Raw genomic sequence first — 19,449 nt, forward strand, 5'->3', positions numbered from 1 at the left:
GCCTGGCCGACACGGATGGTCCGGTACATCGGGGAACGCCCGGATCCGACCCTGGTTCGCCGCGCGCCCCGATCAGGGGCTCGCGGTCAGCGCAGCGGGAGCGGCGTCTCGTCGTCGTCGTCCCGCGGGCCGAGGATCCAGCGCTCCTCCGGCGCGATCGGGACGTCGTTGATGCTGGCCTCGCGCCGGGCCATCAGCCCGTCGGGCGCGAACTCCCAGTTCTCGTTGCCGTAGGACCGCCACGTCCGGCCCTCGGCGTCCTGCCACTCGTACTGGAACCGCACGGCGATGCGGTCGTCGGTGAAGGCCCACAGCTCCTTGCGCAGCGCGTAGTCCTGCTCCCTCGCCCACTTGCGGGTCAGGAAGGCGACCACGGCGTCGCGGCCGGTCACGAACTCGTCGCGGTTCCGCCAGACGGTGTCCTCGGTGTAGGCCTGGGCGACCCGGATCGGGTCGCGGGTGTTCCATGCGTTCTCGGCGGCCCGGACCTTCTGGCGGGCGGTCTCGAGCGTGAACGGCGGGAGCGGCGGTCGCGACATCCGGCCACTCTGCCCGATGAGTTCACCTCCGGCCGTCCGTCTACCTTCTCGACACCAGCTCACCGTTTGGAGAACCCCCGTGGGAAAGATCGCCGTAGCCCTGTTCACCACCCTCGACGGGTCCGCCGAGCGCCCCGACCAGTGGCACTTCCCGTACTTCGACGACGCCATGGGCAAGGCGGTCGACCGGCACAACAGCCGCTGCGAGGCCTACCTGATGGGCCGCGTGCTGCACGACCAGTGGTCGCAGTACTGGCCCGGCAACACCAGCGACGAGTTCGGCGACTTCATCAACCCGATCCGCAAGTACGTGCTGTCGACGACGCTGGAGAACTCGGACTGGGAGAACACCTCGGTGCTCCGCAGCCTCGACGAGGTGCGGGCGCTGAAGGACGGCACCGAGGGCTGGATCGGCATGTCCGGCAGCCTGACGACGGTCCGCGCCCTCCTGGAGGCCGGGCTGCTGGACGAGCTGGTGCTGCTGGTCGACCCGATCGTGGTCTCGGGCGAGCGCCGGTGGACCGACGAGTTGGGCCGGACGCCGCTCGAGCTCGTGTCGTCGGAGTCGCTGCCGACCGGCGTGCTGCACCTGACCTACCGGCCCGTGCGCGAGAGCTGACCGACTTGTTGCCGGGTGTTCGGTCGGGCGTTCCCCGCCGGACACCCGGTGGGCTCACGCTGACGGCATGACGCGAAGCGTGGTCGTGACGGGTTCCGCCGGGCGTGAGTCCCGCGGACAGGGGCATGCCCTGGGGCGCGCCGGCGACGTCGCGCACGCGGTGTCCCGACCGGTGGTGGACGGGCTCGAGGCATCCGTCTGCGGCGTCCTCGTGATCGCCCACGCGGCGGCGGACTGGCCGGCGGCGGGTGGCGGCCCGCACTGCGAGGAGTGCGCGCGCATCGCCGGCTGAACCGGCTGCTGCCTGCGGTCCAGCGGCGGCGCGAGCGGTGTGCGCACGGCCGGAACTGGGCAGGTGGCCGCGGTGGCCGGAACTGATGCAGATGTGTTGATCGTGGGTGGCGGCAATGCCGGCATCTCCCTGGCGGCGCGGCTGCTCCGCGACGGCTTCGACGATGTGACGGTGGTGGCCTCGTCGCCAGGGCACCGGTACAAGCCGCTGCTGAACTACGTCGCCGGCGGGCAGTCGACGATGGCCGAGCTGGAGCGGCCCATGGCCGACGTCGTGCCGGACGGCTGCCGGTGGGTCCGCGACGCCGTCGAGTCGGTCGATCCGGCCGCGATGACGGTCCGGACCCGCGGCGGGCTGACGCTGAGCTGCGCGACCCTCGTGCTCTGCCCCGGCCTCGTGGAGGACTGGGACGCCACGCCCGGGTTGCAGTCGGCATATGCAGAGGGGTGGGCCGCGTCGTCGTACGTGCCGGGCAGCACGCCCACGGTGTGGCCTCGACTGTCGTCGTTGCGCAGCGGTTCCGTCGTCTTCACTGTGCCGCCGGAGCCCGCGTCCTGCGGGCCCACCGCGCTCAAGCCGCTGTTCATGGCGTGCGACTCCTGGCGGCGGTCCGGGGTGCTGGCCGACCTGCAGGTGCGCCTCGTGCTCCCGGCTGCGACCGCGACCGGGCTTCCGGAGGCCGACCGGTATCTCGAGGACGCGTTCGCCGACCTCGGGGTGGAGGTGCTGCGCGAGTCGCGGATCGAGCGGGTCGACGGGGACCTGCACTCGGTCACGCTCGCCACCCCCTCCGGCCGGCGGGTGCTGGAGGACGTCGACTTCGCGCACGCCGTGCCGCACTACCGGGCGCCGCGGTTCATCGCCGAAGCCGGCCTCTCCGCCGACGCGACCCCGGGCCTGGTGGACGTCGACCCCGAGACCCTGCGGTCCCGCCGGCACGACTCGATCTGGGCGATCGGGGACGCCGCCGATCTCGCCACCCGCCCGTCCGGCGGCGGCCTGCGGAAGCAGGTGAACGTGCTGGCGAAGAACATCGCAGCCGCCCGTGAGGGGAAGCGACTCAGCCGCTACGACGGCTACACGGTCATGCCGATCACCGTGACCCGGCGGACGCTGATGCTGAACGAGGTCACCCGCGACGGCAGCCCCAGCCCGTCGGTGCCGTTCATCGACCCGTTCGTGCCCCGCCGCTGGCAGTGGTTCTTCGACCGCTACGGCCTGCCCCAGGTCTACTGGCGCCGCATCCTCCGCGGCCGCGTCTGATCCCCTGCGCCGGTTCCAGCGGCCGTTCGCCCTGCGACAACGGCCGCCGCACGAGGTCGGGCCGGGGCCGGGGCCGGGGCCCGACTGTTGGTGACCCTTCCTCCTCCCGTGCGCGCGCTGCTCGCCCTGCGGCCACCTCGCAGCCGGAGCCTCGAGGTGTCCGCAGGAAACCGACCCAGGAGGAAGCCATGACCACGCCCTCACCGAAGACCTCGCGCGCGACCGACGCCAATGGCAGCGACAAGAGCGCCGCCGACGACACGATCCAGCCCAGCGGGCAGAGCGCTCCCGTCGAGCTGGAGGAGCTGGCGCGCACCCGCGACGAGGCCGAGGACCGTGCCCGCGAGCTGCTGGCCGCCCAGGTGCTGCAGGAGTCCCGGAACGGGTCGCACGACGAGCGGGCTCGCCAGCTGGTGCTCGCCGTCCGCCGGGACCTGCTCGTGGAGCTCCGCGAGCAGGAGCAGGAGCAGGCGCGGCGGCAGCTGTCCGCGGCGGCGGACAGCAGCGAGGATGCGGTCGCCGGGCTCGTGCAGGGAGTGGCGACGATCGTGCGCAGCCTCGTGCCCGCCGTCCTCGTGCGGCCGGAGGAGGTCATCGAGACCACCTACGCGCTGGCCGACCAGAGCCTGCGGGTGACGCGCCGCTTCGCGCTGGTCGTCACCCAGAGCATGCGCGGGCTCATCACGGCCTGACGGCCCAGCACCACCTCCGGGTGGCCGTCGGGTTCCGGACCGGCGGCCACCCGCGCGCGTGTGCGGCTCGCCCGATCAGACGTTGAAGCGGAACTCCACGACGTCGCCGTCGGCCATGACGTACTCCTTGCCCTCCATGCGGACCCAGCCCTTGGACTTGGCCTCGGTCATGGAGCCGGCTTCGACCAGCTGGTCGAAGCTCACGATCTCGGCCTTGATGAAGCCGCGCTGGAAGTCGGTGTGGATGACACCGGCGGCCTGAGGAGCGGTGGCGCCGACCGGGATCGTCCAGGCGCGGGACTCCTTCGGCCCGGCCGTGAGGTAGGTCTGCAGACCGAGGGTGCGGAAGCCGACCGCCGCCAGCTGGTCCAGGCCGGGCTCGTTCTGGCCGATCGAGGCGAGCAGCTCGGCAGCCTCTTCCTCGGGCAGCTCGATGAGCTCGGACTCGGTCTGCGCGTCCAGCACGATCGCCTCGGCCGGGGCGACGAGCGCCCGCAGCTCGTCGAGCAGCTCGGTGTTGGCGAGCTCGTCGCTGTCGACGTTGAAGACGTAGAGGAACGGCTTGGTGGTGAGCAGGGTCAGCTCGCGCAGCGGCTCGGGGTCGACCCCGGCGGCGAAGAGCGTCTTGCCCTCGTCCAGCACCTTCTGGGCGTCCTGCGCGGCGGACAGCAGCGCGGCGCGCTCCTTGTCCTTCTTGGCTTCCTTCTCCAGCCGCGGGATCGCCTTCTCCAGCGTCTGCATGTCGGCCAGGATCAGCTCGGTGTTGATGGTCTCGATGTCGTCGCTCGGCGAGACCTTGCCCTCGACGTGCACGACGTCGGGGTCGGTGAAGACGCGGATGACCTGGCAGATCGCGTCGCTCTCGCGGATGTTGGCGAGGAACTTGTTGCCCAGGCCCGCACCTTCGCTGGCACCGCGGACGATGCCGGCGATGTCCACGAAGGAGACCGTCGCCGGGATGATCTTCTGGCTGCCGAAGATCTCCGCGAGCTTGCCCAGCCGCGGGTCGGGCACGCCCACCACTCCGACGTTCGGCTCGATGGTGGCGAACGGGTAGTTCGCCGCGAGGACGTCGTTCTTGGTCAGGGCGTTGAACAGCGTCGACTTGCCGACGTTGGGCAGGCCGACGATCCCGATGGTGAGGCTCACGGGAGTTCAGAGTACGGGCCGGGAACTGCCGGCCCCGCCGTGCGACCTGCTGGTCACCCCGCGCGGGTGGTGACCGGCTCGTCGGTGATGCGGGGAAGGATCAGGATCTCGGTGCCGTCGGGCCGGTAGGTGTGCCATCGGCCGTCGGGTTCCCGTACGACCCTGAATCCGTGGTGGACCTTCGTGTGGTGCCGCTCGCACAGCAGGGCGAGGTTGTGCAGGTCGGTGTCTCCGCCGTGGGCCCAGTGGATGAGGTGGTGGGCCTCGCACCAGTGGGCGGGGGCGTCGCAGCCGCTGAACACGCAGTGCTGATCGCGGGCGGTGAGTGCGCGCCACAGGTGGGGCGGCACGACCCGGTGGCTGCGGCCCTGTTCGAGGGGTTGGCCTTCGGGGCCGATCACGATGCGGGTGACGTTGCCGTCGCAGGCCAGCCACCGGGCGCGGGCGGCGGAGATCGTCGCGCCGAACCCGAGGTCGGCGGTCGCGGAGCCGGTGTCGGAGCCGACCAGGTCCTCGATCGGGATGGTGACCACGACGTGCGGCTTGAACGTCCGGAGCGTCGGCAGGGTGCCGGCGGCCAGCTGGTTGTCGCACAGCTGCACCAGCGCGTCGGCGGACTGCTGGGCGCGGGTTCGCAGATCACCGGCGGGCCGGTTGGCCTGCAGGATCGACTCGATCGCGGCTTGGAACTTTTCCCCACCGACCGCGTCCAGTTCCCCGCGGAAGGACAGGCTGCCGCTGGGGTGCTTCGACATGGTCAGCGACCGCTGCTCGGTGGGGTCGGGTTCGGGGCCGTCGGGATCCAGCCGGTCGAGGTTAGTGCCCGACCGCGGTGCGCAGTTCGGTGTGGAAGGTGGTGGCGGCGACCTGCGCAAGCACCTCGTCGATCCCGGCGACATCGACGTCCTGCTCGACGGCGGCTGCCAGGTTCTTGGGTGCGGCGACCGGCGCGATCACCGACACCGCCTCGGCCGAGATCGCCCCTGCGGCGAACGTGGCAGCCACCGCGGGCAGGTGCTCCAGCGCCCGCCCGTTGCGGACCAGGGTGTTGGCCGCGGACTGGGAGAACCGCGCATGCCCGCGCAGCCAGGAGATCATCGTCGCCTTGCCGTCGAACTCCGCCGCGTCGGCCAGCTCGCACTGCCGCACCGTGCGGGCGACCTCGGCGGCGATCCGGTTCTGCAGCGTCAACAGCGGAGTCAGCCGCTCCAGCAGCTGCGGGCCGAACATGCCCTCCAGCCGCTCACCCGAGAGCTCGTCGAGCAGCGATCCCAACACCTGCAGCTGCTGCACGACACCTCCCTGCCGACTCGAACGTATGTACGAATCATAGCCGAGGGGACCGACGATCGCAGCGTGAATTCGCAGGTCAGAGGCCTGTCCACAGATCGCGAGCGGGTCTTGACAACCGTTCGACCCAGGGCCCGCCCCGCGCGCGCACGGCGGCGTCCGAAATCCGCCAGAGCATGTCCCCCTCCCCTGGCATGCTCGGCGTCGTGACCGAAGCCCTGGACCACGAGCGCTGCCACCGCGCGGTCGCGGGCCGGGATGCGCGGTTCGACGGCTGGTTCGTCACCGCCGTCCACACCACCGGGATCTACTGCCGACCCTCCTGCCCGGCCCGCACACCGCTGGCCCGCAACGTCTCCTTCTTCTCCACCGCGGCGGCCGCCCAGGGCGCCGGCTTCCGCGCCTGCCGCCGCTGCCGACCGGACGCCGCGCCGGGATCGCCGGAGTGGGACGTGCGGGCCGACGTCGTGGCCCGGGCCATGCGACTGATCGCCGACGGCGAGATGGAGCGCACCGGTGTGCCCGGCCTGGCTGCCCGCCTCGGGTACTCCGAACGGCAACTGCACCGCCTGGTCGTCGGCGAGCTCGGCGTCGGCCCGCTGGCCCTCGCTCGGGCGCAGCGAGCGCAGACCGCCCGGATCCTGATCGAGACCACCGAGCTACCGATGGCCGACGTCGCCTTCGCGGCCGGATTCGCCAGCATCCGGCAGTTCAACGACACCGTGCGCGAGGTCTTCGCCAGCACCCCGACCGAACTGCGCCGCACCCGCCGGCGCTCCGGGGAGACGAACCCGGGCTGGCTGACCCTGCGCCTCGCCGGCCGTCCGCCCTACGCCGCCGAAGAGGTGCTCCTCTTCCTGGGCGCGCACGCCGTCGCGGGGCTCGAGGAGTGGGACGGCACGACGTTCTCCCGCGTCCTCGACCTGCCGCACGGGCCAGCCGTCGTCCGCCTCTCTCCCGCCGCCGACGGAACGGGCGTCACCGCCCGGCTGCGGCTCACCGAGCTGCGCGATCTCGGCGCCGCCGTGAGCCGCTGCCGCCGGATGCTCGACCTGGACGCCGATCCGGTCGCCGTCGACAGCGTTCTCGGCGCCGACCCGGCTCTCACCGCGCTCGTCGCAGCAGCCCCCGGCCGACGGGTGCCGGCCTCCCCCGACGCCGACGAACTCGCGATCCGCGCCGTCCTCGGTCAGCAGGTCTCGGTCGCCGGCGCCCGGACGCTGACCGCACGACTGCTGACGGCCGGCACGCCGCTGCCCGAGCCGGTGGGCACGCTCACGCACGCGTTCCCCCGGGCCGAGGCACTGGCCGACGCCGACCTCACCGCCGTCGGGCTCACCGGCGCCCGACGGCGGACGGTGCACGCCCTCGCCGCTGCCCTCGCCGACGGAACCGTCGCGCTGGGCCCCGGCGCCGACCGCGCGGAAGCGGAGCGCGCACTGCGTGCCGTTCCGGGCATCGGCCCGTGGACCGCGGCGCTCGTGGGGCTGCGCGGCCTCGCCGACCCCGACGTCTGGCTACCCGGGGACCTGGCGCTGCGGAAGTCGCTCGCCGCGCTCGGCAGCAGCGACACCGACGCCGCCACGCGCTGGCGGCCGTGGAGCTCCTACGCCGTGCTGCACCTCTGGGCGCTCGCCGTGCCGTCGTTGTTCACCCGCCCGGTCCCACCCCTCCGCGCACCCGACCTCACCAGGAGTGCCTGATGATCGATCTGCTGGACCCGAGCGCCCCGCGCGTCCGCTACGCCACCGTCCAGACGCCGCCCGGTCCGTTCACGGTCGTGGTGGATCTAGATCCCGACGGCCGCGACGTGGTCCTCGCCAGCGGGTGGACGGCGGAGCTCGGCGACCTCTGGCCGGTGATCCACCGCACGCTGCGCCCCGGCGGCGCCGACGAGGACCGCCACCTCCCCGTGCTGAAGAACGTCCAGGCGTTCGTCGACGGCGACCTGGGCGCCATCGACGAGGTCCCGGTGAGCCAGCGCTCCGGCCCCTTCCTGGAGGAGGCGTGGCAGATCCTGCGGCGCGTCCCCGCGGGGATGCCCGACACCTACGCCGGGTTCGCTGCGCGCTGCGGCCGCCCCGCTGCGGTGCGAGCCGCGGCCAACGCCTGCGCACGCAACGCCGCGGCGCTGTTCGTCCCCTGCCACCGCGTGCTGGGCTCCGACGGCGGACTCGGCGGCTTCCGCTGGGGCACTTCGGTCAAGCGCTGGCTGCTCGACCACGAGGCCGCGCACGCCGCCGTCCCGGCCTGAGGTCCCCGGAACTGTCGGACCCCTCCGGCACCCTCCGGGACATGGACGCCGCTTCCCTGCTCCTCGGGCTCCTCCTCGGTGCGCTGCTGGCCACCGCCGTCACCCTCGGCGTGGTCGCGCTGCTCGGTCGCCGCCGACCCGCGGACGCCGGGCTGGAGCCCGTGCACGAGTCGCTCGACCACCTCCACCGCCTGCTGGCCGGCATGGAGCGCGCCCGCGCCACCGCGCACGGCGAGCTGCGCGAGCAGATGGGAACTGTCGGTTCCACGTCGGCGCAGCTCAAGCACGAGACGGCGGCACTGGTCACCGCGCTGCGCACCCCGCACGTGCGCGGCCGCTGGGGAGAGGTCCAGCTCCGCCGGGTGGTCGAGGTCGCCGGACTGCTGGAGCACTGCGACTTCGTGGAGCAGCCCTCGGGCACCAACGACGAGGGCGCGGGTGTCCGTCCCGACCTGGTGGTCACCCTGGCCGACGGCCGCCAGGTCGTGGTCGACGCGAAGGTGCCGTTCACCGGCTACATCGAGGCGGTCCAGGCCGACGACCGGGACGTGCGCGCCCAGCGGATCGTGATGCACGCCCGTCAGCTGCGCACCCACATCGACCAGTTGTCCGCGCGCCACTACCCCACCGCCTTCCGCCCGGCCGCACCGTTCACAGTGCTGTTCGTGCCGTCGGACGGATTCCTGACGATGGCGCTGGAGGCCGAGCCGGGGCTGCTCGAGTACGGCTTCTCCCGCGACGTGGTCCTGGCGACGCCGAGCACGCTGCTCGCCCTGCTGCGCACCGTCGCCTACTCCTGGCGGCAGGAACGCCTGGCCCGCGACGCCGACCAGGTGCTGGAGGTCGGCCGCAAGCTGCACGCCCGCCTGAGCACCCTGTCCGGCCACCTCACGCGGCTGGGCTCGGCGCTGTCGACGACGCTCACCCGCTACAACGAGACGGTCGGCTCCTACGAGCGCTCGGTGCTCACCGCCGCCCGCCGGTTCGACGACCTCGGAGTCGCCGAGTCCCCCGTGCCCGAGCCGCAGGAGGTCGAAGCGACCGTCCGCACGCTGCGCCCGGCCGAGCGGCCCGGAGTTCCCGAGTCGTTCGCCGGGCACGAGTCGTTCAGTGGGCACGAGTCGTTCAGTGGGCACGAGGCATTGGGAGCCGTGACGCCGTTCGCTCCCACGGATCGCGAGCGGGACGGCACATCTGGCTGACCTGCCGGCTTCCGTCGGCGGGCGGGATGGCAACTCGTTTGCACCGCGTGTCCCAGGCACCACCCTGTGCCGCTGCTCCACCACTGGTTGCGGACCGCCCGGCGGCGTCCTCCGCCCGTCTGGCGACTTCTGTCGTTACCGTTGCTCCGACGGGCGACCAGTCGGGTCGGTCATCGAAACGGGACGGAGGTGCGCCTTGGCCACCGCGAGCACAGCAGGCGCATGGCAGAGCGGCGCACGGCCGGACCGGCCGTACCCGGCGCGCTCCCCCCGCCCCGCGGCCGGCGCCGAGCGAGCCAGCCGTCCCGCCCGCCCGAGCGCCCCGGTGCCCGGCCGCTCCGCCGACCGCCTCCGGGCCGCCGAGCGCGAGTACGCCTCCGACCGCTACGAGTCCGCACCCCCGCCGCGACGAGGCAACGAGCGCCCGCGCCCGGCCGACCGTGCCGTCGAGCGCCCCAGCGCCCGCCCGCGCACCGCTGCGCCCGCTGCCCGTGAGAGCCGGCTCCGCGGGATCTTCGCCGTCACCGGCATCTTCCTGCTCACCCTCGCCGGGTGCGGGATCGACTCCTTCGTCGGCACCGGCCTCGGGCTGATCACCCTGGTCGCGCTCGCCGCGAGCACTGCGATGGCCGTCCTCCTGGTCCGCCGGCAGGACCTGCTCACCGTCATCGTCGCGCCGCCCCTGGTCTTCGTACTCGTGGCCGTCGTCAACGCCGCCCTCGCGCCGTCGGCGACGCTGAACGCGGCCACCATGGCGACGCTGCTGGTCCGCGGCTTCCCGACCATGGCTGCCGCCACCGGCGTGGCCATCCTGCTGGCGATCTTCCGGCTGGTCAGCCGCCGCTGACCTCCCCGACGACGAAGCCCCGGTCCGCAGCTGCGGACCGGGGCTTCGTCGTTCGTGCCGGTGTGCTCAGTCGGTGGGGGTGGCCTGCGCAGCCTTCTCGGCCCGGCGCAGCTCGTGCGGCAGCGCGAAGACCAGTCGCTCCTCGGCGGCCTTCACCGTGCCGACGTCCGCGTAACCGCGCTCGGCCAGCCAGTCCAACACCTCGCTGACCAGGATCTCCGGCACCGAGGCGCCGCTGGTGACGCCGACGGTGCCGACGCCCGCCAGCCAGGCCTCGTCGATCTCCGCCGCGTAATCCACCAGGTAGGAGGCGCGGGCACCGGCCTCGAGCGCCACCTCCACCAGACGCACCGAGTTCGACGAGTTGGTCGAACCCACGACCAGCACCAGGTCGCACTCGGCGGACATCTGCTTCACGGCCAGCTGGCGGTTCTGGGTGGCGTAGCAGATGTCGTCGCTCGGCGGGGACTGCAGACCCGGGAACCGGTTCTTCAGCTGGTCCACGGTCGCCAGCGTCTCGTCCACCGACAGCGTCGTCTGCGACAGCCAGACCACCTTGTCCGGGTCGCGCACCTGCACGCTCGCGACGTCCTCGGGACCGTCGACCAGCTGCATGTGCGCAGGCGCCTCGCCGAAGGTGCCCTCGACCTCCTCGTGCCCGCGGTGGCCGATCAGCAGGATGTCGTAGTCGTCGCGCGCGAAGCGCTTGGCCTCCTGGTGCACCTTCGTCACCAGGGGGCAGGTCGCGTCGATGGTGCGCAGCTGCCGCGCGGCCGCCTCCTCGTGCACCGCCGGGGAGACGCCGTGGGCGCTGAAGACGACGACGGAGCCCTCGGGCACCTCGTCGGTCTCCTCCACGAAGATCGCGCCCCGCCGCTCGAGGGTCGCCACGACGTGCTTGTTGTGGACGATCTGCTTGCGGACGTAGACGGGGGCGCCGTGGATCTCCAGGGCACGCTCCACCGCCACCACCGCCCGGTCCACGCCGGCGCAGTAGCCCCGGGGATCGGCCAGCAGGACGCGTCCGCGCTGTTCAGCCATGCACCCATGGTAGGTGCGTCGAGCCCGGAAACCGCCCCCCGAGTAGTGGTAAGGGCCACGCCCCACGCTCACCGGGTCCTCCGTCACGCTGTATCCGCGCAGGTCGGTGTGTCGGTTCCACCATTCTGGGGCACGCTGTGCCCCATGGCCCGAGAGATTCCCGAGGTTGTCCGCGCCGCCGCTGGTCTGGCGGCCACCGTGCTCGACGAGGCGCGCAAGCTGCCCGAGACGCTGCCGGGGCTGCCCGTGCGCGTGATCGGCGTGGCGATGCAGCACGCGATGAAGGTGCAGCAGACCTATGCCGGTCTGATCGCCCGTGGCGACGAGCTGCTCACCGGTCTGCGGGGTGAGAGCGAGCCCGGGCTGGCCACCTTCGACGAGGACCTCGAGCCGGTCACCGTCACCCAGCCGTCCAACGGTTTCCGCGACTCCGCCTTCGACCGGGTGGCCGATGCCGACGTCGCCCCGCTCCTGGCCGCGGCCGACGAGGCCGGGGTGGACGTCGACGACGCCGTCATCGACACCGCCGAGGCCGTGACGACGGCCGAGCAGGCCATCGAGATCACCGAGGACGCCCCGAGCACCGAGGAGGTGCTCGACGAGCTGGCCATCGCCGAGGCGGTGCCCGAGGTCGTCGGTACCGACCCGCTGGACGCCGTGGAAGGGATCGACGACGCCGCCGTCACCGAGGACGCCGCAGCCGTCGAGTCCGCTCTGCTGGAGTCCGACACGGTCGCTCCTGCTGAGACCGCCACCACCGAGACCGCTGCCGCCGAGACGCCGGACGTCGCGACCACCGTCGACGTGCTGACCCCCGAGGGCGAGGTGGAGACCGTCGAGGCGGCCATCACCGACGAGGGCATCGCCGCCGTCGAGGCTCCCCAGGAGGAGCCCGGCACCGACGAGACCGTGGCGACCACCGACGCCGCTGCCGGGAACGACGAGCCCGCCGACAGCACCCCCGCCGAGGCGGTCGACGAGGGCGGCACCCCGGTCGCCGCAGCTGACGCCCCCTCCGACGCCGCCCCCGCCGAGGAGACCCCGAGCAGCGCGCCCACCACCGCGCCGATCGACGGTTACGACAGCTTCTCCATCGCCCAGCTGCGCGGCCGTCTCCGCGGCTACGCGCTGAGCTCCGTGTCCGACCTGCTCGCCTACGAGCAGGCCACCCGGTCCCGCGAGCCCTACCTGCGGATGCTCCGCAACCGGCTGGAGAAGCTCGAGGAGCAGGCCGTCGAGAGCAGCCCGCTCTCCCCGCGCGGCATGTGATCGAACCGGCCCTCCGCAGGTCCCCGCCCGGGGCACCTGCGGAGGGTCGGCGTCACACCCCCGTGGCAGGCTCGCGCACGTGCAGAAGGACCCCACCCTCCCCACCCTTCGCACGCTCAGGGTGGGACCCGGGGCGGGGCCGACTGACAGGTTGAACAAGTGACTGCTCCGTCGTCCCCCGAGTCGCCGTGGCCGGTGCGGACCGTGGCCCGCAAGGTGGCCGACTGGATCGGGCGGCTGGGCGAGGTCTGGGTCGAAGGGCAGGTGGCCCAGCTGTCCCGGCGCGGCGGCGCGGCCACCGTCTTCCTCACCCTGCGCGACCCGGCCGCCGATCTCTCGGTGCCGGTCACCTGCCACCGGGACGTCGCCGAACGCCCGGGCCTGGAGCTCACCGAGGGCGCCCGCGTCATCGTGCGGGCCCGTCCCGACTACTACGTCGCCCGCGGCTCGTTCTCCCTCCGCGCGACCGAGATCCGCGCCGTCGGGCTGGGCGAGCTGCTGGCCCGCATCGAGCGCATCCGCCGGCTGCTCACCGCCGAGGGGCTCTTCGACGCCGTCCGCAAGCGCCCGCTCCCCTTCGCTCCGCGCGTGGTCGGCCTGATCACCGGCCGGGACAGCGCCGCCGAGCGCGACGTGCTGGTCACCGCCCGCCGCCGCTGGCCCGCCGTCCGGTTCGAGGTCCACCACTGCGTGGTCCAGGGCCCGAACGCCGCGGGGAACGTGATGGAGGGGTTGCGCCTGCTCGACGCCGATCCGGAGGTCGAGGTCATCGTCGTCGCCCGGGGCGGCGGCTCGGTGGAGGACCTGCTGCCGTTCTCCGACGAGGGACTGGTCCGCGCCATCGCCGCCTGCCGCACCCCCGTGGTCACCGCGGTCGGGCACGAGACTGACACGACGCTGGTCGACCACGTCGCCGACGTCCGGGCCGCCACCCCGACCGACGCCGCGCACCGCATCGTTCCGGAGATCGGCGAGCAGCGGCGGCTGGTCGACGGGCTGCGCGCCCGCGCCCGCCACCTGGTGAGCAGCCGGCTGGAGCAGCAGGAGCGCTGGCTGGAGTCGATGCGCAGCCGCCCCGCGCTCGCGGCGCCCGACCGGCTGCTGCACGGCCGGGAGGACGACGTCCGGGGCCTGCGCACCCGCGCCCTGCGGACGCTCACCCACCGCGTCGAGTCCGCCGAGCGCGACCTCGAGCACTCCCGCGCCCGCGTCACCGCCCTCTCCCCCGCCGCGACGCTGGAGCGCGGCTACGCCGTCGTCCAGCGCGCCAACGGCTCGCTCGTCCGCGACCCCGCCGAGGTGGCCGACGCCGAGCCGCTGCGGGTCCGGGTGGCCGGCGGGCGGCTGCCCGTCCGCGTCGACCGGGCCGGCGATCCCAGCACCGACCAGGAGGACCCCGCATGAGCAGCACCGACGAGCCCACCGCCGAGCCGACGACCACCTACGAGCAGGCCCGCGAGGAGCTGGCCGACGTCGTCCGGCGGCTCGAGGCCGGCGGCCTCACCCTCGAGGAGTCCCTCGGCCTCTGGGAGCGCGGCGAGGAGCTGGCGAAGCTGTGCCAGCACTGGCTGGACCGCGCCCGCGAACGCCTCGCCGCCGCCGCGCCGACCGAGGACTGACGCCGGCCGAGGACCGACTAGGAAGCGGTGTACGGCCGGACCGCGGCGGCCACGGCCTCCAGCTCCTCGTCGGCGGCCGACCCGCTCACCACGACGGTGACGTCGCCGTCGACCCGGGACAGCGCAGTCTCCCCGCGCTCGGTGGTCGACCGCGTCCACTCCTCGCCGCCGATCTCCACCGAGCCCTCGTCGGTCGCCCCGTCGAGGACCTTCGCGACCGGCTCCGACCGGGGAGCGTCGCTGACCACGAAGCCGGCGAACGCGCCCTCCGGCGTCACGTAACCGATCTCCAGCGTCACCGGGGCGCCGTCGCCGGCGTTCCCGGCATCGGTGTCCGCGCTGGTGGGGCGATAGCCGTCGTCCAGCCCGGTGGGCACCAGCAGCTCGTAGTCGGCCCGCGCGTCGGCCAGCTGCACGGTGCCGGAGGGATCGACCTCCCGCACCGGGTCGACGTCGTTCTGCCGGAATGCGGTCCACCCGACGATCAGCAGGCAGATGACCACCAGGGGCAGCAGCGAGCGCAGCATGTTCGCCGCACTCATCCGGTTGGCCCGCTCCACCGCCGACGGCGGGGGCGGGGGCAGCTCGTCCCCGGCCACGTCGTCGGGCCCCTGGGGATCCTGGCTCGTCGGGCCGATTCCGGTCATGCCCCTAGGATCGCAGCAACGCTCCCGCGCTCCGTCGCCCCCGGCCCCGTCCCGGCCCCGCCCCGAGTTCGCGAAGGGTCGCAAGGACGGGGTCCTCCTACAGGAGGTCCCGTGTCGCTGCCCGTCCCCGAAGGCCCCCTCCCCACGACGACCGCCGGTGGCAGCTTCAGCACCGACCGCCCGGCCCCCGACCGCAACCTGGCGCTCGAGCTGGTGCGCGTCACCGAGGCGGCCGCCATGGCCGCCGGCCGCTGGGTGGGCCGGGGCGACAAGAACGGCGGCGACGGCGCGGCCGTCGACGCGATGCGGGCCCTCATCGGCACCGTGAGCATGAACGGCGTCGTCGTCATCGGTGAGGGCGAGAAGGACGAGGCGCCGATGCTCTACAACGGCGAGCAGGTCGGTGACGGCAGCGGTTCCGAGACCGACGTCGCCGTGGATCCGATCGACGGCACGACGCTGATGGCCAAGGGCATGCCCAACGCGATCGCGGTCATGGCCGTGGCCGACCGCGGCGCCATGTACGACCCGTCGGCCGTCTTCTACATGGAGAAGCTGGCCACCGGTCCGGCCGCCGCCGACGTCGTCGACATCACCGTGCCCGTCGCGGAGAACATCAAGCGCATCGCCAAGGCCAAGAAGGGCTCGGTCGGCGACGTCACGGTCTGCATCCTCGACCGCCCCCGCCACGAGCAGCTCGTGCACGAGGTGCGCGAGGCCGGCGCCCGGATCAAGTTCATCACCGACGGCGACGTCGCCGGCGCCATCGCCGCCGCCCGCGAGGGCACCGGCGTGGACCTGCTGCTGGGCATCGGCGGCACCCCGGAGGGGATCATCGCCGCCTGCGCGCTCAAGTGCATGGGCGGTGCGCTGCAGGGCAAGCTCTGGCCCAAGGACGACGAGGAGCGGCAGAAGGCGATCGACGCCGGCCACGACCTGGACCGCGTGCTGCACATCGACGACCTGGTCCGCGGCGACGTGTTCTTCGTGGCCACCGGCATCACCGACGGCGAGCTGCTCCGCGGCGTCCGCTACAGCGCCGGGGGCTGCACCACGCAGTCGCTGGTCATGCGGTCGCGCTCGGGCACGATCCGCTCGATCGACAGCCTGCACTCGCTGCAGAAGCTGCGCGCCTACTCGGCCGTGCCCTTCGACCGCGAGGACTGAGGCTCAGGAACGGCGGCGTCACGACCGCGGCGGCGGGGTTCCGCCGCCGCGGTCCAGCCGGCCCAGCACCGCCCGCCAGCGGCTGGGCGACTCCCCCGGCGCGAGCGTCCGCAGCCGCAGGTCGCCGAAGACGCTGCGGGCGCGCACCGTGACCCGCGGCGTTCCGGAGATCCGGGGCACCGGCGCCAGCTGGACCTTCCGGCTGCCGAAGACGGTGCTCCCCTCCAGCAGCGCGTCGACGCCCTCCGAGACGATCACCTCGACGTCCCCGAAGGTCGACGTCAGGTGCAGTTCCACCTCCGCCCGGTCGGTGCGCAGCCCCCGCAGGTCGATGCGCACGTCGCCGAAGACCGCGGTGATCCGCCGCGGCGGCAGGTGCGACCCGGCCAGCCGGACGTCGTCCCAGATCTCGCGCAGGCTCTCCGGGACCCGCATGCCCACGATCTCCCGCGGCGACGGCAGGTCGGTGACCAGCCGCTCGAGGTCGGCGGTGGTCACGGCCGCGTAGGCGGCCTCGGCGCGCTGCGCGAACTCGTCGAGGTCCAGCCGGCCCTCGCCCACCGCGGTCTGCAGACGCGCGACCAGCGCCTCGCGCTCGGCGTCGGAGGCGCGCACGGCGGGGAGGCGGGCGTCGTCGGTCACGCCCCGGACGCTATCGATCCCGGTGGAGGCGTGTCACGCCTCGCGAGCGCTCACTCCAGCTCGGTGCACGCGGGAACGGTGAACTCCTTCACGCGACCGCCGCAGGTGCTGGCGTACTCCTCGTAGGCAGACAGCGGCGGCGACTCGTACATGAGGTCGTCGCAGGACTGCAGATCGCCCTCGAAGCAGCTCAGCGCGTAGGAGTCCATCGCCTCGTCGGGCCCCAGGTCGGCCGGCGCGACCGGCGGGAACTGCTCGACCTCGCCGCCCGGGGGCTCGGCGTACCAGCCCATCGACTCGTCACCGAGGTAGGCGTCCATCGACTCCTCGGTGGCCTCGACCATGCCGTCCCTCACGCCGTCGGCGATCGCCGGAGCGAGCTCACCGGCCATCGCACGGCCGATGTCCTCGCTGGTGCCGCTGACGACGGCGGTCATGAGCAGCGTGGCTCCGACGGCTCCGGCCACGAGTCCGGCGAGGCCCGCCCCGGCCAGCGCCCAGCGGGCCCCCGGAACGCCGCCGGACACGGACGACGGGGAGACGGCGACCGGCGTCGGCTGCGACCACGTGGGCGTGATCGCCTCCCAGGCGGGCTCCGGCCACGTGCCCGCGGGCGCCGGCCACCCCGGTGCGGCGTAGCCGTCCGTCGACGGGCCCGGGCCCGGGAACTGCGGCGGCTGGGACATGGGCCCTCCTCGGGCTCGCGCCCCTGCGGGCACCGGTGGACGATCGACCGCCTCCGGGCCGCTCGACGCCGTGATCGGCGGCGCCCGCCCGGGGCGGAACCACCCTGCATCCCAGGGGTCTCTAGGGTTCCGTGCGGAGCACCGTCACCATCCACACCACCGGGAGCGCACCGTGGCCACCGAGGACTTTCGCGTCGAGCACGACTCCATGGGAGAGGTCCGTGTACCCGCCTGGGCGAAGTGGCGGGCGCAGACCCAGCGCGCCGTCGAGAACTTCCCCATCTCCGGCACGCCCATCGAGCGCGAGCTGATCGCCGCGCTGGCGTCGATCAAGGGCGCCGCGGCCACCGTGAACGCCTCCCTCGGCGTCCTGCCCCAGGAGATCGCGGATTCCATCGTCGCCGCCGCGGCCCAGGTCACCGACGGCAAGTGGGACGACCACTTCCCCATCGACGTCTTCCAGACCGGGTCCGGGACGTCGAGCAACATGAACACCAACGAGGTGATCGCGACCCTGGCCTCCGAGGCCCTCGGGTCGCCGGTCCACCCCAACGACCACGTGAACGCCTCGCAGTCGTCCAACGACGTCTTCCCCTCCGCGATCCACGTGGCCGCGACCCGGGCGATCGTCCGCGACCTGATCCCGGCCCTGCGGTACCTCGAGGCCTCGCTGCAGCGGAAGGCCACCGAGTACGCGGAGGTCGTGAAGAGCGGCCGCACGCACCTGATGGACGCCACCCCGGTCACCCTCGGCCAGGAGTTCGGCGGGTACGCCGCCGCGGTCCGCTACGGCGTGGAGCGGCTCCAGGCCTCTCTCCCCCGCGTCGGTGAGCTGCCGCTGGGCGGCACCGCCGTCGGCACCGGCATCAACACCCCGCCCGGCTTCGCCGCGGCGATCATCGAGAAGCTCGCCGCCGACCTGGACCTGCCGCTGTCCGAGGCGCGCGACCACTTCGAGGCGCAGAGCTCGCGGGACGCCCTGGTCGAGGGCTCCGGCCAGCTCAAGACGATCGCCGTCGGGCTGATCAAGATCGCCAACGATCTGCGCTGGATGGGCTCGGGCCCGCGCACCGGCCTCGGCGAGATCCAGCTGCCGGACCTCCAGCCGGGCAGCTCGATCATGCCGGGCAAGGTGAACCCGGTCATCCCCGAGGCGGTCATCCAGGTCGGCGCCCAGGTCATCGGCAACGACGCGGCGGTCACCTACGCCGGCACCACCGGCGTCTTCGAGCTGAACGTGACCCTGCCGCTCATGGCCCGCAACGTGCTGGAGTCCATCCGGCTGCTGGCCAACGTCAGCCGGCTGCTCGCCGACCGCTGCGTCGACGGGATCATCGCCAACGTCGAGCAGTGCCGCACCTACGCCGAGTCCTCCCCCTCGATCGTGACGCCGCTGAACAAGTACATCGGCTACGAGGAGGCCGCGATCGTGGCGAAGCAGTCGCTCAAGGAGCAGAAGACGATCCGCGAGGTCGTCGTGGAGCGTGGCTACGTGCAGCAGGGCAAGCTCACCGAGGAGCAGCTGGACGCCGCCCTCGACGTCCTCTCGATGACCCACCCCTGATCCGCGGCACGCGTGCCCCGCCCCCGAGGTGGGGCACGCGTGCACTGCTGGGACTCCGGTGCTCCGGCTGGGCACAACTGCACGGCACCGCACGCCCACGATCGTCAGGTCCGCCGAGCGCGACCTCCCCGGACTGGCGGTACCGGGGCTGTTTGCTTCGCGGCATGACCAGCCTGTCCGCGATCGAGGTCGCCAACCCGCTCGCCCCCACCCCGTGGGGCCGTCGCGCCGACGACGTCGGTCGCTCCCCGGCCGGGCTCGGCTGCCGGCTGATCGAACTGCCCCGCATCGCCGATCCGCGCGGCAACCTGACCTTCATCGAGGGCCAGGGGCACGTGCCCTTCGACATCCAGCGGATCTTCTACCTGTACGACGTGCCGGGTGGCGAATCCCGCGGCGGACATGCGCACCGTGAGCTCCAGCAGGTCGTCATCGCGGCCGCGGGCAGCTTCGACGTCGTCGTCGACAACGGCACCCAGAGCCACCGCTTCTCGCTCAACCGGTCCTACTTCGGCCTGTACGTCCCGGCGATGCACTGGACCCACCTCGACAACTTTTCCAGCGGCAGCGTGAGCCTGGTGCTCGCCTCGCTGCCCTACGAGGAGGCCGACTACTACCGGGACTACGACGAGTACCTCGCCGCCCAGCGCCCGGCCCGCGGCTGACC

22 protein-coding genes are annotated in these 19,449 nt (G+C 73.1%); 14 read left to right on the top strand and 8 right to left on the bottom strand.

The annotated features are described in order from the left end of the window. Positions 1–86: 86 nt before the first annotated feature. Complete coding sequence (locus LBW97_RS05690; protein WP_224498447.1) at positions 87–539, bottom strand: nuclear transport factor 2 family protein; 453 nt, start codon at positions 537–539, stop codon at positions 87–89. 79 nt (positions 540–618) lie between these two features. On the opposite strand from LBW97_RS05690, the gene LBW97_RS05695 reads away from it, so the two are divergent. The 4 genes from LBW97_RS05695 (at position 619) to LBW97_RS05710 (ending at position 3,405) form a co-directional block, all read left to right on the top strand. Continuing rightward, positions 619–1,158, top strand: a complete 540-nt coding sequence (locus LBW97_RS05695; RefSeq protein WP_224498448.1) for a dihydrofolate reductase family protein — start codon at positions 619–621, stop codon at positions 1,156–1,158. Positions 1,159–1,225: 67 nt separating this feature from the next. Beyond that, positions 1,226–1,450 (top strand): hypothetical protein, encoded by a 225-nt coding sequence (locus LBW97_RS05700; protein ID WP_224498449.1) that lies wholly within the window; start codon positions 1,226–1,228, stop codon positions 1,448–1,450. Positions 1,451–1,552: 102 nt separating this feature from the next. After that, positions 1,553–2,713: an NAD(P)/FAD-dependent oxidoreductase gene (locus LBW97_RS05705; protein WP_224498450.1), complete on the top strand. Its 1,161-nt coding sequence runs from the start codon at positions 1,553–1,555 to the stop codon at positions 2,711–2,713. 188 nt (positions 2,714–2,901) lie between these two features. Continuing rightward, positions 2,902–3,405, top strand: a complete 504-nt coding sequence (locus tag LBW97_RS05710; RefSeq protein ID WP_224498451.1) for a hypothetical protein — start codon at positions 2,902–2,904, stop codon at positions 3,403–3,405. A gap of 75 nt (positions 3,406–3,480) precedes the next feature. Here the strand turns inward: LBW97_RS05710 and ychF are convergent, their stop codons facing one another. The 3 genes from ychF to LBW97_RS19835 all read right to left on the bottom strand — a co-directional run bounded on the left by ychF (position 3,481) and on the right by LBW97_RS19835 (position 5,847). Further along, positions 3,481–4,554 carry a redox-regulated ATPase YchF gene (ychF, locus tag LBW97_RS05715; RefSeq protein WP_224498452.1) on the bottom strand — a complete coding sequence of 358 codons (1,074 nt, stop codon included), beginning with the start codon at positions 4,552–4,554 and terminating at the stop codon, positions 3,481–3,483. A 53-nt stretch (positions 4,555–4,607) separates the two neighbouring features. Continuing rightward, positions 4,608–5,309 carry an HNH endonuclease signature motif containing protein gene (locus LBW97_RS19830; RefSeq protein WP_255600398.1) on the bottom strand — a complete coding sequence of 234 codons (702 nt, stop codon included), beginning with the start codon at positions 5,307–5,309 and terminating at the stop codon, positions 4,608–4,610. A 61-nt stretch (positions 5,310–5,370) separates the two neighbouring features. Continuing rightward, positions 5,371–5,847, bottom strand: coding sequence for a DUF222 domain-containing protein (locus LBW97_RS19835; RefSeq protein WP_308010425.1), 477 nt, complete (start codon positions 5,845–5,847; stop codon positions 5,371–5,373). A gap of 203 nt (positions 5,848–6,050) precedes the next feature. Here LBW97_RS19835 and LBW97_RS05730 point away from each other — a divergent pair, with 203 nt between their 5' ends. The 4 genes from LBW97_RS05730 to LBW97_RS05745 all read left to right on the top strand — a co-directional run bounded on the left by LBW97_RS05730 (position 6,051) and on the right by LBW97_RS05745 (position 10,147). Beyond that, positions 6,051–7,547 (top strand): AlkA N-terminal domain-containing protein, encoded by a 1,497-nt coding sequence (locus LBW97_RS05730; protein WP_308010426.1) that lies wholly within the window; start codon positions 6,051–6,053, stop codon positions 7,545–7,547. Then, the gene (locus tag LBW97_RS05735) at positions 7,547–8,098 is read left to right on the top strand and encodes a methylated-DNA--[protein]-cysteine S-methyltransferase (protein WP_224498453.1); all 552 of its coding nucleotides are present in this window, start codon (positions 7,547–7,549) and stop codon (positions 8,096–8,098) included. Before LBW97_RS05730 ends, LBW97_RS05735 begins: the two co-directional genes overlap by 1 nt. A 41-nt stretch (positions 8,099–8,139) precedes the next feature. Continuing rightward, a complete protein-coding gene (locus tag LBW97_RS05740; RefSeq protein ID WP_224498454.1) occupies positions 8,140–9,300 on the top strand; it encodes a DNA recombination protein RmuC in 1,161 nt (386 codons plus the stop codon). A 325-nt stretch (positions 9,301–9,625) separates the two neighbouring features. Then, positions 9,626–10,147 carry a DUF6542 domain-containing protein gene (locus LBW97_RS05745; protein ID WP_224498455.1) on the top strand — a complete coding sequence of 174 codons (522 nt, stop codon included), beginning with the start codon at positions 9,626–9,628 and terminating at the stop codon, positions 10,145–10,147. A gap of 66 nt (positions 10,148–10,213) precedes the next feature. Here LBW97_RS05745 and LBW97_RS05750 read toward each other — a convergent pair whose 3' ends face one another. After that, the gene (locus tag LBW97_RS05750) at positions 10,214–11,188 is read right to left on the bottom strand and encodes a 4-hydroxy-3-methylbut-2-enyl diphosphate reductase (RefSeq protein ID WP_224498456.1); all 975 of its coding nucleotides are present in this window, start codon (positions 11,186–11,188) and stop codon (positions 10,214–10,216) included. A 144-nt stretch (positions 11,189–11,332) separates the two neighbouring features. Here LBW97_RS05750 and LBW97_RS05755 point away from each other — a divergent pair, with 144 nt between their 5' ends. From LBW97_RS05755 to LBW97_RS05765, 3 genes are all read left to right on the top strand, one after another. Next, complete coding sequence (locus LBW97_RS05755) at positions 11,333–12,457, top strand: hypothetical protein (protein ID WP_224498457.1); 1,125 nt, start codon at positions 11,333–11,335, stop codon at positions 12,455–12,457. 159 nt (positions 12,458–12,616) lie between these two features. After that, positions 12,617–13,861, top strand: a complete 1,245-nt coding sequence (gene xseA / locus LBW97_RS05760; protein WP_224498458.1) for an exodeoxyribonuclease VII large subunit — start codon at positions 12,617–12,619, stop codon at positions 13,859–13,861. Then, positions 13,858–14,076 (top strand): exodeoxyribonuclease VII small subunit, encoded by a 219-nt coding sequence (locus tag LBW97_RS05765; protein WP_224498459.1) that lies wholly within the window; start codon positions 13,858–13,860, stop codon positions 14,074–14,076. Before xseA ends, LBW97_RS05765 begins: the two co-directional genes overlap by 4 nt. 17 nt (positions 14,077–14,093) lie before the next feature. Here the strand turns inward: LBW97_RS05765 and LBW97_RS05770 are convergent, their stop codons facing one another. After that, a complete protein-coding gene (locus LBW97_RS05770) occupies positions 14,094–14,723 on the bottom strand; it encodes a DUF4245 domain-containing protein (protein ID WP_224498460.1) in 630 nt (209 codons plus the stop codon). Positions 14,724–14,834: 111 nt separating this feature from the next. Between LBW97_RS05770 and glpX the strand changes: the two genes are divergently transcribed. Further along, positions 14,835–15,890, top strand: coding sequence for a class II fructose-bisphosphatase (gene glpX / locus LBW97_RS05775; RefSeq protein WP_224498461.1), 1,056 nt, complete (start codon positions 14,835–14,837; stop codon positions 15,888–15,890). 18 nt (positions 15,891–15,908) lie between these two features. Here glpX and LBW97_RS05780 read toward each other — a convergent pair whose 3' ends face one another. Continuing rightward, complete coding sequence (locus LBW97_RS05780) at positions 15,909–16,532, bottom strand: DUF1707 domain-containing protein (protein WP_224498462.1); 624 nt, start codon at positions 16,530–16,532, stop codon at positions 15,909–15,911. Between the two features lie 50 nt (positions 16,533–16,582). Then, a complete protein-coding gene (locus LBW97_RS05785; RefSeq protein WP_224498463.1) occupies positions 16,583–17,218 on the bottom strand; it encodes a hypothetical protein in 636 nt (211 codons plus the stop codon). Positions 17,219–17,390: 172 nt separating this feature from the next. On the opposite strand from LBW97_RS05785, the gene LBW97_RS05790 reads away from it, so the two are divergent. Both LBW97_RS05790 and LBW97_RS05795 read left to right on the top strand, forming a co-directional pair. Further along, the gene (locus LBW97_RS05790) at positions 17,391–18,782 is read left to right on the top strand and encodes an aspartate ammonia-lyase (RefSeq protein ID WP_224498464.1); all 1,392 of its coding nucleotides are present in this window, start codon (positions 17,391–17,393) and stop codon (positions 18,780–18,782) included. A gap of 164 nt (positions 18,783–18,946) precedes the next feature. After that, positions 18,947–19,447 (top strand): FdtA/QdtA family cupin domain-containing protein, encoded by a 501-nt coding sequence (locus LBW97_RS05795; RefSeq protein ID WP_224498465.1) that lies wholly within the window; start codon positions 18,947–18,949, stop codon positions 19,445–19,447. The last annotated feature ends 2 nt before the right edge of the window (positions 19,448–19,449 follow it).

It is taken from the genome of Blastococcus sp. LR1 (assembly GCF_020166105.1).
Lineage (GTDB): Bacteria > Actinomycetota > Actinomycetes > Mycobacteriales > Geodermatophilaceae > Blastococcus.